At 68.2% G+C, this 13723-nt stretch carries 12 protein-coding genes; 4 read left to right on the top strand and 8 right to left on the bottom strand.

What is annotated here, in order from left to right; translation table 11 throughout:
* Positions 1-134: 134 nt before the first annotated feature.
* Positions 135-695, bottom strand: coding sequence for an EF-hand domain-containing protein (locus KHU32_RS17930; RefSeq protein ID WP_213671516.1), 561 nt, complete (start codon positions 693-695; stop codon positions 135-137).
* A 240-nt stretch (positions 696-935) separates the two neighbouring features.
* Between KHU32_RS17930 and KHU32_RS17925 the strand changes: the two genes are divergently transcribed.
* From KHU32_RS17925 to ypfJ, 4 genes are all read left to right on the top strand, one after another.
* On the top strand, positions 936-2915 hold the full coding sequence (locus tag KHU32_RS17925) for a TonB-dependent receptor domain-containing protein (RefSeq protein ID WP_213671515.1): 1980 nt from the start codon (positions 936-938) through the stop codon (positions 2913-2915).
* Positions 2916-2929: 14 nt separating this feature from the next.
* Entirely contained in the window at positions 2930-3721 is a 792-nt protein-coding gene (locus KHU32_RS17920) for a hypothetical protein (protein ID WP_213671514.1), read from the top strand.
* A gap of 76 nt (positions 3722-3797) precedes the next feature.
* Positions 3798-4976, top strand: coding sequence for an acetyl-CoA acetyltransferase (locus tag KHU32_RS17915; protein ID WP_213671513.1), 1179 nt, complete (start codon positions 3798-3800; stop codon positions 4974-4976).
* 25 nt (positions 4977-5001) lie between these two features.
* Positions 5002-5895 (top strand): KPN_02809 family neutral zinc metallopeptidase, encoded by an 894-nt coding sequence (gene ypfJ, locus KHU32_RS17910; RefSeq protein ID WP_249681369.1) that lies wholly within the window; start codon positions 5002-5004, stop codon positions 5893-5895.
* Between the two features lie 102 nt (positions 5896-5997).
* Here ypfJ and KHU32_RS17905 read toward each other — a convergent pair whose 3' ends face one another.
* The 7 genes from KHU32_RS17905 to KHU32_RS17875 all read right to left on the bottom strand — a co-directional run bounded on the left by KHU32_RS17905 (position 5998) and on the right by KHU32_RS17875 (position 13716).
* Entirely contained in the window at positions 5998-6969 is a 972-nt protein-coding gene (locus tag KHU32_RS17905) for a Bug family tripartite tricarboxylate transporter substrate binding protein (protein WP_213671511.1), read from the bottom strand.
* Between the two features lie 122 nt (positions 6970-7091).
* The gene (locus KHU32_RS17900; protein WP_213671510.1) at positions 7092-8081 is read right to left on the bottom strand and encodes an ABC transporter ATP-binding protein; all 990 of its coding nucleotides are present in this window, start codon (positions 8079-8081) and stop codon (positions 7092-7094) included.
* A complete protein-coding gene (locus KHU32_RS17895) occupies positions 8078-9049 on the bottom strand; it encodes an ABC transporter ATP-binding protein (protein ID WP_213671509.1) in 972 nt (323 codons plus the stop codon). The genes KHU32_RS17900 and KHU32_RS17895 overlap by 4 nt, the downstream gene beginning before the upstream one ends.
* Position 9050: 1 nt before the next feature.
* Entirely contained in the window at positions 9051-9953 is a 903-nt protein-coding gene (locus KHU32_RS23160) for an ABC transporter permease (protein WP_314072041.1), read from the bottom strand.
* 46 nt (positions 9954-9999) lie between these two features.
* Complete coding sequence (locus KHU32_RS17885; protein WP_213671508.1) at positions 10000-10980, bottom strand: ABC transporter permease; 981 nt, start codon at positions 10978-10980, stop codon at positions 10000-10002.
* A gap of 28 nt (positions 10981-11008) precedes the next feature.
* A complete protein-coding gene (locus KHU32_RS17880) occupies positions 11009-12595 on the bottom strand; it encodes an ABC transporter substrate-binding protein (RefSeq protein WP_213671507.1) in 1587 nt (528 codons plus the stop codon).
* A gap of 44 nt (positions 12596-12639) precedes the next feature.
* Positions 12640-13716: an AI-2E family transporter gene (locus tag KHU32_RS17875; protein WP_213671506.1), complete on the bottom strand. Its 1077-nt coding sequence runs from the start codon at positions 13714-13716 to the stop codon at positions 12640-12642.
* Positions 13717-13723: the final 7 nt, after the last annotated feature.

Here is a 13723-nt window from a genome sequence, read left to right as displayed (position 1 = left end):
TCGTCAGGAAAGGGGGGCGCGATCGCGGGGGCCGGACGGCCCGGGCCTGATGGCCCCTCCCCGCGATGGCGGGTCCGTGGCCCTTCCGGATCACGGACCCTGGGGCTGCCGGCCTCGGCCGGCAGCCTGTCTGGTCAGGGGTGCGTGTTGGGCGGCTGGATCGCCCAGTCGGCCTCGGTGACCACGCCGTCGCGATTGGCGTCCGCCCGGTTGAAGGTGCGGCTGGCGACGGCGTCGTACTCGGCGCGGCTGATGGAGAGATCGCGGTCGCGGTCGATCGATTCGAAGCGCCGGCTCGCCTGCGTGATCTGGCGGCGGAAGGTCTCGTCGATCTCGCGCGTGCCGTACTCGGCTCGCAGCCGGCCCTCGTACTCGCCCACATACTCGGCTTCCGAGAGGCTGCCGTCGCCATTCGTGTCGGTCCGGCGGAACACGGCGTCACGCACGGCGTCGTATTCGGCGCGCGTCACCGTCCCGTCGCGGTTGGTGTCGTACTGCGCGAGGAAGGTCTCGCGGAAGCGCTGGCGGGCGGCAGCCTGCTGCTCGGGCGTCAGCTGCGGACGCTCGGCATCGGCCGGGCGGGCGGCAGGCGCGGGCGTGGCTGCGGGCGCCTGAGCGTCGGCGGCGCCGGGGAAACCGAGGCCCATGGCGCCGGAGACAGCGATCGCCGCGGCCAGCATGAGTCGTTTTGTCATCAAAATTACCTCTCCGAGAAAGTTCGCGGACCATAGCCCGTGCATGCCGGAGGTGCAATTGCGACTCAGTCGCATTGCAATTAAGAATCATTCTTATTAAAGACCGTCCCGCGGTCAGGCCGTCGGATGGCCTCGTCGCAGGAAAGCAAAGGATTATCGGCCGTGCGGCGAAGCCATATCAGAGCCCTGAGGTACATTTTTGCGACGACGGCGCTCTATTCCATCGGAAGCCTCGCCGCCATGGCGCAACCCGCGCCGGCCGTCGATCCCAGCAACCTACAGTTGCCGACCGTCCATGTTCAGACGACCCCGGATGACGCGGCCTTCGAGACCCCGGCGGGCGTCAGCACCGTCACTCCCGATTCCCTCCGCATGGGCGGCGACACGAATCGCCTCCTCGACACCGTCCCCGGCGTGGCCCTGGGCGGCTATGCCTCCCAGCCCGGCGTCGCGGTGAACATGCGCGGCATGGAGGGCTTCGGCCGCGTCAACATGATGGTCGAGGGTGTCCGTCAGAACTTCCGCCCCGCGGGCCATGAAGGCGGCTCCTTCGCCTATGTCGATCCCAACTTCATCTCCGGCATCGATGTCGAGCGCGGAGCGGTCACAGGCCGCGGCGGCATGGGTGCGCTCGTCGGCGCCGTGAACTTCCGCCTCCTCGACGTCGAGGACATCCTGCGCCCCGGCCAGAACATCGGCGGCCGCCTGCAGGGCATGACCGGCTCCAACGGCTATCAGTGGAACACCAGCGTCGTCACCGCCGCGCGCCTGGGCAACGGCATCAGCGTGCTGGGCGGCTTCAGCGGCCGCGAGAACTCCCAGTTCAAGAACGGCGACGGCCAGATCGTCCCGAACACCGAGCAGTCGCAGCGCTCCGGCCTGTTCCGCATGAACTGGCAGCCGAACGAGGAGCATCGCATCTCGCTGACCGGCAATGTCTACGAGAACCGCTTCACCTCGAACTTCTACGACCAGAACATCCAGTCAAACCTGGTGCAGCTGAGCTACCGCTACCGGCCGGTCGCCAATCCGCTGGTGGACCTCGACACCGCGGTGTCCTGGAACCAGATCCGGATGAACAACTACCTGACGGAGGCGGGCAAGTTCTCGGCCACCGCCACCGGGCGGCGCATCGTCAACAACGCCATCCAGGGCCACATCTCCAACACCTCGCGCTTCGCGCTGGGTGGCAGCGTGAACGTGAACTGGGAATATGGCCTCCAATACGCCACGGACGACACGAAGACCCGTCGGGGCGGCGTGAACGGCGATGGCACGCTGAACCTGTTCGGCGCCTATTCGCGAGCGACCTTCACGCGCGGCATCCTCAGCTTCACCCAGGGCCTGCGCTACGACCACTACTCGCTCGATGGCCAGGGCTTCGCCAACCCGGCGCTGGGCCCCGTTCCCGTCACGGGCGCCTACAACGCCAATAACAGCCAGGGCCGCGTGAGCCCGCGCTTCACCCTGGCCGTGCAGGCGCTCGACTGGCTGCAGCCCTATGTCAGCTACGGCTGGGCCTTCCGCCCGCCCACCATCGCGGAAACGATGTATTCCGGCCCGCACTCGGCCGGCGGTGCCTCCACCTTCTACCCGAACCCCTATCTGCGCCCCGAAACGTCGCAGGGCTGGGAAATCGGCGCGAACGTGCTGCGCCGCAACGTCATCCAGGAAGGCGACCGGGTCCGCCTCAAGCTCGCCTACTTCGACAACGACGTGAACGACCTCATCAACATGGTGTCGATCCGCGGCACGGCGAACAATCGCGCCTATTCCTACTCGTTCTACAACAACGTGCCCGGCAAGAGCCGGCTGCGCGGCGTGGAGCTTGAGGGCGGCTACGACATGGGCGTCGCCTACATCAACCTGACCTACACCAACACCAGCATCCGCTACGCCGACGGGGCCGATCACAGCTTCCTGCCGCGCAACAATCTGATGGTGGATGCCGGCGTCCGACTGCTCGACCGCCGTCTGACGCTGGGTGGCCGGGTCCGGGCCATCGGCAATACCCAGAGCCTGACCTCGACGGGCGTCACCTCGGCCATCCCGAGCTACACGACCGTGGACCTCTACGCCTCCTACCGGCCGATCGACCGGCTCACGCTCTTCGTCAACGCCACCAACATCGGCAACACGGTCTATACCGTGCCGGCGGCGGAGACGATCGGCGGTGGCCGTGGCGCCACGGTCATCGGCGGCGCGACGCTCACCTTCTGAGCGGAAGAACCGAGGTGCGCCAACCACCCCATGCCCCGCTCTTCGGGGTGATCGAGCGGCTCCAGGGCGACATGCCCTGGGGTTCGTTCCTCGACGCGGGAACCGGGGTGAAATCGGCCCTCTGGGCCAGCGACCTCGCCACGGCGCGATGGACCGGCGTCAGCGCCGACCCGAGCCATCTCGCCGAGACCCGCGCCAGCCTCTGCGGCGCCCTGCGCCCGCAGGACCGGCTGGTCGCGGGAAACTGGACCGACCCGGCGCTGCTCGCCGGCGAGGTCCATGACGTGGTGCTGGCCGAATACCTGGTCGGCGCCGTGGAGGGCTTCTCGCCCTATTTCCAGGAAAGCCTCTTCCGGCGGCTGCGGGCGCTGGTCGGGCGCCGGCTCTACGTCGTCGGCCTCGATCCCTATGTCGTCGGCGGGGTGGAAGGCGAGGCCGGCCGGCTGGTCCAGGCGATCGGGCGCTTCCGGGATGCCTGCACCCTGCTCGCGGGCGAGACGCCCTACCGGGAATTCCCGGCCGAATGGGTCCTGGCGCGGCTGGAACAGGCCGGCTTCCGGGTCCTCTTCGCGCAGCGCTTCCCCAACCGCTATCCCATGGCCTGGGTGGAGATGCAGCTGGCGACCGGCCAGGCCCTCCTCGAGCGGATCCCCGACCGGCGCCTCACGCGCGAGCTCGCTGCGCAGGCGGGACGCCTGCGGAAGAGCGCCGCCGCCCTGATCGCCAGCCTGGGGGCCCTCCCGCATGGCTTCGACTATGTCGTGGCCGCAGAGCCCGACGACGGCATGGGCGCCCGGCGGGGCTGACCCGCCCCATCAGCACGATGGTTACGACCCCGGTTCTCGCGTAACCTCCGCCCCCAGCAGAGGGAGCGCGAGGCAAATGTCCGCACAGCATGACGCCGCCATCATCGGCTGGGCCCATAGCCGCTTCGGCAAGCTGGACGACGTTCCCGACGCCGAGGCGCTGATCGGCCTCGTCGCGCGCCAAGCCATCGTCGATGCCGGGCTGGAGCCGCATGAGGTGGACGCCGTCTTCCTCGGCACCTTCAATGCCGGCTTCCAGCGGCAGGACTTCCCCTCCTCCCTCGTCTTCCAGGCCGTGCCGGAGCTGCGCTTCAAGCCGGCCACCCGCTTCGAGAATGCCTGCGCTACCGGCAGCGCCGCCATCCACGGCGCCCTCGATTTCCTCGGCGCGAAGCGCGGCAAGGTCACGCTGGTGGTGGGCGTGGAGAAGATGACCTCCACACCGGGGCCGCGCGTGGGCGAGATCCTGCTCTCCGCCTCCCACCTCAAGACCGAGGCCGGGATCGAGGCGGGCTTCGCCGGCGTCTTCGGCCGCATCGCCGAGGCCTATTTCCAGCGCCATGGCGATGCCTCCGACGCGCTGGCCGCCATCGCGGCCAAGAACCACCGCAACGGCGTCGACAATCCTTACGCCCAGATGCGCAAGGACCTGGGCTACGAGTTCTGCCGCCAGGAGAGCGAGAAGAACCCCTATGTGGCCCGCCCCCTGAAGCGCACCGATTGCAGCCTGGTCTCGGACGGCGCGGCCGCGCTGGTCATCGCCGAGGGCGACGTGGCCGCGAATGCCCGCCGCGCCGTGCGCTTCCGCGCGACCGCCCAGGTGAACGACTTCCTCCCCATCGCCGGGCGCGACATCGTCCGCTTCGAGGGCGCGCGGGAGGCCTGGGCGCGGGCGCTGGACACGGCGGGGCTCAGCCTCTCTGACCTCTCCTTCGCCGAGGTGCATGACTGCTTCACCATCGCCGAGCTCATCGAATACGAGGCGATGGGCCTCACCCCCGAGGGCCAGGGCAGCCGCGCCGTGCTCGAGGGATGGACGACCCGCGACGGACGCCTGCCGGTCAACCGTTCCGGCGGTTTGAAGTCCAAGGGGCATCCAATCGGGGCAACCGGCGTTTCCATGCACGCTCTCGCCGCCATGCAGCTCACCGGCGAGGCGGGCGACATGCAGCTTCCCAAGGCCGACCGGGCCGGCGTGTTCAACATGGGGGGAGCGGCCGTCGCCAATTATGTGAGCATTCTCGAACGCGCGTAACGCGCGGAGGACCTGCACCGTGCGGATGGACAATGAGCGCGAAAGCGCGAACGTCGAGGATCGTCGCGGAGGCGGCGGCCTTGGTGGCGGCCGGGGCGGCGGCATCTCCATCGGCGGGGCCGGCGGGATCGGCGGCCTCGGCCTGGTGGCCGTCATCGTCATCTCCCTGCTCATGGGCGTCGATCCCGGCGTGATCCTGGGCCAGCTGGAAGGCGGCGGCATGCCGGGCTCCAGCTACCAGGAAGAACCGCAGCAGCAGGCGCGCGCGCCGGGCGACCCGGCCACCGATCCCTCGGTCCGCTTCGTCAGCCGCGTGCTCGCCAGCACCGAGGACGTCTGGACCGCCGAATTCCGGCGCGCCGGGCGGCAATATGTCGCCCCCCGGCTCGTCCTCTTCTCGGGCGGTGTGCAGTCGGGCTGCGGCGTGGCGCAATCGGCGATGGGGCCCTTCTACTGCCCGAACGACCAGCGCGTTTACCTCGATCTCAGCTTCTTCCGGGAAATGTCGCAGCGGCTGGGCGCGCCGGGCGACTTCGCGCAGGCCTATGTCGTGGCCCATGAGATCGGGCACCACGTGCAGAACCAGCTCGGCATCCTGTCGCGGAACCAGCAGGCGCAGCGGCAGTCGAGCCAGCGGGACGCCAATGTCATCTCGGTCCGGACGGAGCTGATGGCCGATTGCCTGGCGGGCTTCTGGGCCCGGCGCGCGAACGAGATGCGCAATATCCTGGAAGACGGCGACATCGAAGAGGGAATGGCCGCGGCGGCGGCGGTGGGCGACGACCGGCTCCAATCCCGCGGCGGTCGCGGCCAGGTGGTGCCCGAGAGCTTCACCCATGGCAGCAGCGCCCAGCGCGTGCAGGCCTTCAAGACCGGGATGGCCGCGCAGGACGCGGGCGCCTGCATCAACCGGCGGTAAGCTGACGCCGCAAAAGCAACGGGGCCGTGGCGAACCCATCGCCACGGCCCCGTTTTCGTCTCTGGCATCGGGCCTCGCCGGAAAGCGAAGCCCCAAACCTCTTTACTCCGCGGTGGCGCCCGTGACGCGGACGAGCTCTTCCATCAGCGCGTAGTCGACCCGCTGACGCTCAGCGAGGGCCTCCGCCGTGCCGCCGACGGGGATGTAGCCCAGCTGCTCCAGCCGCGCCTGGGTCTGGGGCTTGCGCACCGCCTCGGCGATCGCCGCGGAAACGCGCTGCACGATCGGCTGCGGCAGGCCAGCCGGGCCGAAGATGCCGATCCAGCCGCTGAAGTCGTAGCCGGGAACGGTCTCCGCGATCGCGGGTAGGTTCGGCACCGCCGGCATGCGCTCGGGCCGCGTGACGCCCAGCGGACGCACCTGGCCGGACTGCACGAAGGGCAGCACCTCCGGCAGCGGCGCGAAGATCACGTCGAGCCGGCCCGCGATGAGGTCGGACATCGCCGGGGCGCCGCCGCGATAGGGGACATGCGTGAACTGGACGCCCGCCTTCTGCTCGAAGAGCGCGCCGGCGAAGTGCTGCGTGCTGCCCGGGCCGCTGGTGCCCATGTTCAGCTTGCCCGGATTGGCCTTCGCGTAGGCGATGAACTCCGCGAGGTTCTGCGCGGGCACCGAGGGGTGGATCGCCATCAGCGCGCCGCTGATCACCACGAGCGAGACCGGCGTGAAGTCCCGGATGACATGGAAGCCCATGTTGCGGAACAGGAACTGGTTCGTCGCATGCGTGCCGACCGAGGCCACGATGAAGGTCTGGCCGTCCGGCGCGCTGCGGGCGACGAATTCAGAGCCGATGTTACCCGAGGCGCCGACCCGGTTCTCCACCACGACGGGCTGACCCAGCGCGCCGGAGATCGCTTCCGCGACCACGCGGCCCGAGGTGTCGGTGCTGCCGCCGGCGGCGAAGCCGACGACAAAGCGGACGGGGCGGTCTGGGTTCCAGGTGGTCTGGGCGGTCGCCATGGTGGACAGGAGGGGCGCGGCAACGAGGCCACGCGCCAGATCGCGGCGTTTCATCAAGTTCTTCCCTTCATGGGGAGCAACGGCTCCCTTGAGCGGCGAGGGATAAACCGCCGTATAATGTTATGTCGACCCGCCGCGGGCTTTTAGGCGGGACGCTGCCACTTTCCGATGGGCTGTCAGTCCCGCTCTTCCTCGACGGCATGGCATGCCACCATCCCGTCCAGGGCCGCTTTCATCACGGGCACCTCCACGCGGCAGCGGTCGTTGGCGAGCGGGCAGCGCGGATGGAAGGTGCATCCGGGCGGGGGCGAGATCGGGCTCGGAACCTCGCCGCCCACGGGGATGCGCTGACGGCCCGTCATCTCCAGATCGGGAATCGCCTCCATCAGGGCCCGCGTATACGGATGGCGCGGCCGTTCGAAGAGCGATTCCGCCGGCGCGAGCTCCACCAGCTTGCCCAGGTACATGACCCCGATGCGGTCGCTGACCTGCCGCACAACGGCGAGGTTATGGCTGATGAAGAGGTAGGTGAGGCCCAGCCGCTGCTGCAGCTCTTTCATCAGGTTCAGGATCTGCGCCTGCACCGAGACATCGAGCGCGGAGGTTGGCTCGTCGCAGACCAGGAATTCCGGGTTGGAGCTCAGCGCGCGGGCGATGGAGATGCGCTGGCGCTGGCCGCCCGAGAATTCGTGCGGATATTTCTGACCGTCCAGCGGCGAGAGGCCCACCTGGGTGAGCAATTCGCCGACGCGGGCGAGAATGGCCTTCTTGCCCTTCAGCAGCCGGAAGGCGCGGATCGGCTCGGCCACGATGTCGACCACCCGCCAGCGCGGGTTCAGCGAGGCATAGGGATCCTGGAAGATCATCTGCATGCGGCTGCGCTGCGCGGAATCCGCCCGCGCCTTTGCGAGGTCCTGCCCGTCGAAGAGCACCTTGCCGAAGCTTGGGCCGTAGAGGCCGACGACGAGGCGGGCGACGGTGGATTTTCCGCAGCCGGATTCTCCCACAAGGCTCAGCGTCGTGCCGGTCGGGATATCGAAGGAAATGCCGTCCACCGCGCGCAGGGTGCGGCGGCCCTCCCGGGCGATCAGCCGCTGGAGCACCGGCTTCGAGACATCGAAATGCCGCGCGACGTTCTGCACCTCGAGCATCGGTCCGGCGCTCATGCCGGCGCGCCCTCGGCGTAGAGCCAGCAGGAGGCGCGGGTGGTTCCGGCATCCATGAGCTCCGGCCGCTCGACGAGGCAGCGGTCGAAGACTCGGGGGCAGCGCGGGTTGAAGGCGCAGCCCCTTGGGATGGCGGAAAGCCGCGGCATGGCGCCGTCGATCTGCTGGAGCCTCTCCACGCGCCGGTCGAGTGGCGGGATGGAGCCCATCAACCCCTGCGAATAGGGATGCCGCGCATGGCGCACCAGCTGGCGCACGGGCCCGATCTCGCTGATGCGGCCGGCATACATCACGGCCACGCGGTCGGCCGTCTCGGCGATGACGCCCATGTCGTGCGTCACCAGCATCATGGCCGTCCCCTTCTCCCGCGCGAGGGTCTTCAGCATGGCGATGACCTGCGCCTGGATGGAGACGTCCAGCGCCGTGGTGGGCTCGTCGGCCACGATGAGCTTGGGCTCGGCGCAAAGGGCCAACGCGATGACGACGCGCTGGCGCATGCCGCCCGAGAATTCGTGGGGATAGCTGTCGATGCGCTCGCGCGCGGCGGGGATGCCGACCAGCTCCAGCCAGCCGATCGCTTTTTCCCGCGCCTCGCCCGGGCCCACCGGCAGGTGCGTGGTGATGGTCTCCACCAGCTGCCTGCCGATGGTGTAGAGCGGGTTCAGCGTGGTCAACGGGTCCTGGAAGATGGTGCCGATCTCGCGCCCGCGGATGCGGCGCATCTTCTCGTAGGGCAGGTTGTCGATGCGGCGCCCCTCGAGAAGAATTTCGCCTGAGGCGATGCGGCCCGGCGGCTCCAGCAGCCCGATGATGGCCGCGCCCGTCATCGACTTCCCGGCACCGCTCTCGCCGACAACGCCCAGCACCTCGCCCGGCGCGATCTCGAAGGAGACGTCGTCCAGCGCCACCAATGTCCCGCGCCGCGTGGGGAATTCGACGCGCAGATTCTTCACTTGCAGCAGCGACATGTCAGCGGAGCTTCGGGTTGAGGGCGTCGCGCAGCCAATCGCCCAGCAGGTTGACGGAGAGCACCATCACGATCAGCGCGATGCCCGGGAAGATCGCGATCCACCACTCGCCGCTGAACAGGAAGTCGTTGCCGATGCGGATAAGCGTGCCGAGTGAGGGCTGCGTCGGCGGCACGCCGACGCCGAGGAAGGAGAGCGTGGCCTCGGCCAGGATCGCGAAGCTCAGGTTCAGCGTCGCGATCACCAGCACCGGCGACATGACGTTGGGCAGCACGTGGCTGCGCATGATCCGCAGCGGCGAAAGCCCGATCACCCGGGCCGCCTGCACATATTCCTTGTTGCGTTCCACCAGCGTGGAGCCGCGCACCGTCCGGGCGAATTGCGGCCAGTTGGAGATGCCGATCGCGAAGATCACGACGAAGAGCGCGATCTGGTCGTGCACCTCGCGCGGCACGGCGGCGCGGACCACGCCGTCCACCAGCAGCGCCACGAGGATCGAGGGAAAGGTCAGCTGGATATCGGCGATGCGCATCAGCAGCGCGTCCACCTTGCCTCCCATATAGCCCGCGACCAGCCCCACCGTGACGCCGACCACGGTCGAGAAGATCACCGCGCAGAAGCCCACCATCAGCGAGACGCGCGCGCCGAACATGATGGCGGAGAGCATGTCCCGCCCCTGGTCGTCGGTGCCGAGCAGGTAGAGGGGATCGCCCTCGGCCTCCCAGGAGGGCGGCTTGAAGGCGTCCATCAGCTGGAGGGAGGCGAGATCGAAGGGATTATGCGGCGCGATCAGCGGCGAGAAGACAGCGCCGATGATGCAGACGAGCGCGACGATCGCCGAGAGCACCACGACGGGCGATCGGGTGAAGCTCCACCAGATGTCGGAATCGAAGAAGGCCTTCACCGGGCGCCTCCCCTGCGGAAGCGCACCGCCATGTCCTGGGATGCCATCAGTGCCCGGCCCCCCGGCCCGTGCGCAGCCGCGGGTCCACCGCGTAGTAAAGCAGGTCCACGATCAGGTTGATGGTCACGAAGACGACCGCGATCAGCATGAGATAGGCCGCCATGACGGGAATATCGGCCGCGCCCACGCTCTGGATGAAGAGCAGCCCCATGCCCGGCCACTGGAACACCGTCTCGGTGACGATGGCGAAGGCGATGATGGAGCCGAGCTGCAGGCCCGCGATGGTGATCACCGGCACCAGCGTGTTCTTCAGCGCATGGCCGAAATAGATCGCCCGATTGGGCAGGCCGCGGGCGCGGGCGAATTTGATGTAGTCCGTCCGCAGCACTTCCATCATCTCGCTGCGCACCAGGCGCATGATCAGGGTCAACTGCAGCAGACCGAGCGTGATGGCCGGCAGGATCATCGCCTTGAGGCCCGAAACAGTGAAGAAGCCTGAGCTCCACCAGCCGATCCGCACCACGTCACCACGGCCGAAGCTGGGCAGCCAGCCCAGCCAGACACTGAAGACCAGGATGAGCAGGATGCCGATGAGGAAGGTCGGCAGGGAGACGCCGACCAGGCTGAAGGTCAGCAGGAAGCGGCTGAGCCAGGAATGGCGGAAGAGGCCGGTGTAGATGCCCATCGGCACGCCCACGGCCAGCGAGATGAGGGCGGCGCTGAAGGCCAGTTCCAGCGTGGCGGGCGCGCGCTCGGCGATCAGCTCGGCGACCGGCCGCGAGAGCCGATAGGAAAGCCCGAACTCGCCCTGCATCGCATTGCCGACGAATTTCGCGAACTGCACGAAGAAGGGCTCGTCCAACCCGAGGTCACGCACCAGCGCGACCCGCTGCGCCTCCGTGAAGTCCTGCCCCAGCATGATCGCCACCGGGTCGCCCACATAGGCGAACATGGCGAAGGAGATCAGGGAGACCACGAACATCACCGGCAAGGCCTGGAGGATACGCGAGACGATGAAGGAGAACATCAGGCGGCGGCCTCGCGGTGACGGAGCATCAGTTCATCACCGCCCATCGGAAATAGGGCTGGTTGTTGGCCATGTGCGGGATCTGCAGGTTCGACCGCAGCGCCCAGGGGATCATCTGATGGTGCAGCGGGATGCTCGGCACGTCCTCGCGATACAGGTGCAGTGCCTCGCGGATGGTGGCCATCCGGGTGTCGCCGGTCTCCACCTTCATGCGCTGGATCAGCTCGTCCATGCGCGGATTGGAGTAGCGGCCATAATTCCAGATGCCGTCGCCCTGCGCCCCGTTCCGCGTGGCGATGAGCGACTGGAAGGAATAGAGGGCGTCCAGCGTCGGCACGCCCCAGCCCAGCAAATAGAGGCTGGTGTCGTCGCGCTGGATCTTAGCGAAGAAGGGCCCGAGCGGCAGCGAGTTCACCCGCGTCCGCACGCCGACCCGCGCCCACATGGCCGCGACCGCCTGGCAGATCTGCTCGTCGTTGATGTAGCGATTGTTCGGGCAGTCGAGCGTGACCTCGAAGCCGTTCGGATAGCCGGCCTCGGTAAGCAGGGCCCGCGCCCGCGCCGCGTCGAAGGGCAGGCGCACATCCTCCTCGCGCGCCCAGCCATTCACCTGCTCAGGGAAGAGGGTCCCGGTGGGCACGCTCTGCCCGCGCATGGTCGTCCGATGGATCGCGGCGATGTCGATCGCGTGATAGAGCGCCTGCCGCACGCGCAGGTCCCGGAAGGGGTTGCGGCCCTGGACATTGGAATAAAGGAGCTCGTCGCGCGCCGTGTCCATGGCGAGGAAGACGGTCCGCACCTCCGGGCCTTCGAGCACGCGCAGGGCGTTCTGGCTGCGCAGTCGCTGCAGGTCCTGGAGCGGCGGGTCCAGCACGAAATCGATCTCGTTCGACAGCAGCGCCGCGATCCGCGTGGCATCCGAGGCGATGGGCCGGAAGACGATCTCGTCGATGTTCCCGTTATTGGTAGGCACCTGCCAGCCCCACCAGCCCGTGTTGCGCGCCAGCACCGTCCGCACATCGGGCTCGCGCGACTGGAGGCGATAGGCACCCGTGCCGTTGGTGTTGCGGGTGGTGAACATCTCCTCCCGCTGGCGCGTGTTCTGCGGGCGCGCGGCGTTGTTCCGCTCGCTCCAGCTGCGCGACATCATCATCACGCTGGCCAGCTTGTTGGGCAGGATGGGGTCCGGCGCCTTGGTGATGATGTCGACGGTCAGCGCATCGACCGCCACGGCGCGATCGATGGTGTCGACGAAGATGCCGAAGTTGCTCGTGGGGGCCAGGGCACGGGTGATGCTGAAGACGACGTCGTCGCTGGTGAAGGTCTCGCCCTCATGGAAGCGCACGCCCTCCCGCAGCGTGAAGCGCCAGCGGTTCGGTTCCTCCTGCCGCCAGGCCGCGGCCAACCCCGGCTCGAGGCCGAGCTGCCGGTTGCGCTGGATCATGCTGTCGTAGATCTGCTGCAACACCATGGTGACGGTGCCCACGTTCTGACTGTGGGGATCCATGGTGTTCGGATCGCCGCTGGCAGCCCAGCGCACCGTGCGCGCCATGCCGGCCGAGGCAAGAATACCAGTCAGCGCGGCGGCCAGGGCCGCCATCCGCAACAGTCTCATTCCTTTTCGTCCCCCTGCCCGGGATCGTTGCCCGGCTTCTTCCGCTATACGGGCTGTGGAGGCTCCGTGGAAGGATTCTCGCGATGGCCGATCGCCCAATCCTTGATGAGCGTGTAGCCGAGCGCGAGCAGGACGGGCCCCAGGAACAGTCCCAGGAAACCGAAGGCGAAGACGCCGCCCAGCGCGCCCAGGATGGTCAGCAGCAGTGGAAGATCGGCGCCGCGGGCGATCAGCCAGGGGCGGATGAAGTTATCGACGGACGAGATGCCGGCCGCGCCGTAGACCAGCATGAAGATGCCCCAGCCGATGCTGCCCGAGGCCATCAGCCAGATGGCGGCCGGCAGCCAGACCAGCGGCGCGCCCACCGGCAGGATCGAGATGACGCCGGCGATCACGCCCAGCAGCACCGGCTGCGGCACGCCGGAGATCCAGAGGCCGATGAAGGTCATGAAGCCCTGCACAACCGCGGTACCCAGCAGCCCGTAGACCACGCCCCGCGTCACATTGCCCGTGAGGTCCCAGAGCGGCCGGGCCCGTTCGCCCGCCACCCGCTCCAGCAGGGCATAGGCGTGTTTCGCGATGGCCGCGCCGTCCCGATAGAAGAAGAAGGCGAGCAGGATGGCGATCAGCATCTCCGCGATGCCCGAGAGCACGGTGAGAAGCACGCCCAGCGCCGCCTGCGCGATCGTCCCCGCATAGGGCCGGAAGAGCCCGACGAACCTGGAAGTATCGCCGGCCAGGGCGGTCCACCAGTTGTTCAGGTACTCGCCCACGAAGGGGATGGCGTGGAAGACGCCCGACAGGTCCGGCAGCCCGTCGGTGAAGAGGCGCTCGATCCAGTTGCGGATACCGTCGATATCCTCGCGGCTCGTCGGCGTCGCGAAGACGAGGGGCAGGCCGATCACAAGGAATTCGGCGACCACCATGACCACGGCGGCCGTGTTGGGGCCGAGCTTCAGGCGGTCGGTCAGCAGGCGGTAGGCCGGCCAGGTGCAGAAGACCAGGATGATCGCCCAGAGGAGGGACGACAGGAAAGGCTTCAGCACGAAGAAGCAGCCGGCCGCGAGGGCCGCCGCAGCAACGAGGGCGACCAGCCGCGCCAGCTGTTCTTTGGATTCCATCACAGAC

Source organism: Roseococcus pinisoli (assembly GCF_018413645.1).
GTDB classification, from domain to species: domain Bacteria; phylum Pseudomonadota; class Alphaproteobacteria; order Acetobacterales; family Acetobacteraceae; genus Roseococcus; species Roseococcus pinisoli.
Note: the sequence above shows the minus strand (reverse complement) of the source record. Positions and strands in the feature narration are given on the sequence as shown.

What these genes read in the sequence shown, in the direction of transcription:
- ypfJ (WP_249681369.1), top strand. Translation starts at nt 5,002, where the DNA reads ATGGACAATGAGCGCGAAAGCGCGAACGTCGAGGATCGTCGCGGAGGC.
- KHU32_RS17895 (WP_213671509.1), bottom strand. Translation starts at nt 9,049, where the DNA reads ATGTCGCTGCTGCAAGTGAAGAATCTGCGCGTCGAATTCCCCACGCGG.
- KHU32_RS17925 (WP_213671515.1), top strand. Translation starts at nt 936, where the DNA reads ATGGCGCAACCCGCGCCGGCCGTCGATCCCAGCAACCTACAGTTGCCG.
- KHU32_RS17905 (WP_213671511.1), bottom strand. Translation starts at nt 6,969, where the DNA reads ATGAAACGCCGCGATCTGGCGCGTGGCCTCGTTGCCGCGCCCCTCCTG.
- KHU32_RS17930 (WP_213671516.1), bottom strand. Translation starts at nt 695, where the DNA reads ATGACAAAACGACTCATGCTGGCCGCGGCGATCGCTGTCTCCGGCGCC.
- KHU32_RS17915 (WP_213671513.1), top strand. Translation starts at nt 3,798, where the DNA reads ATGTCCGCACAGCATGACGCCGCCATCATCGGCTGGGCCCATAGCCGC.
- KHU32_RS17885 (WP_213671508.1), bottom strand. Translation starts at nt 10,980, where the DNA reads ATGTTCTCCTTCATCGTCTCGCGTATCCTCCAGGCCTTGCCGGTGATG.
- KHU32_RS17875 (WP_213671506.1), bottom strand. Translation starts at nt 13,716, where the DNA reads ATGGAATCCAAAGAACAGCTGGCGCGGCTGGTCGCCCTCGTTGCTGCG.
- KHU32_RS17900 (WP_213671510.1), bottom strand. Translation starts at nt 8,081, where the DNA reads ATGAGCGCCGGACCGATGCTCGAGGTGCAGAACGTCGCGCGGCATTTC.
- KHU32_RS17880 (WP_213671507.1), bottom strand. Translation starts at nt 12,595, where the DNA reads ATGAGACTGTTGCGGATGGCGGCCCTGGCCGCCGCGCTGACTGGTATT.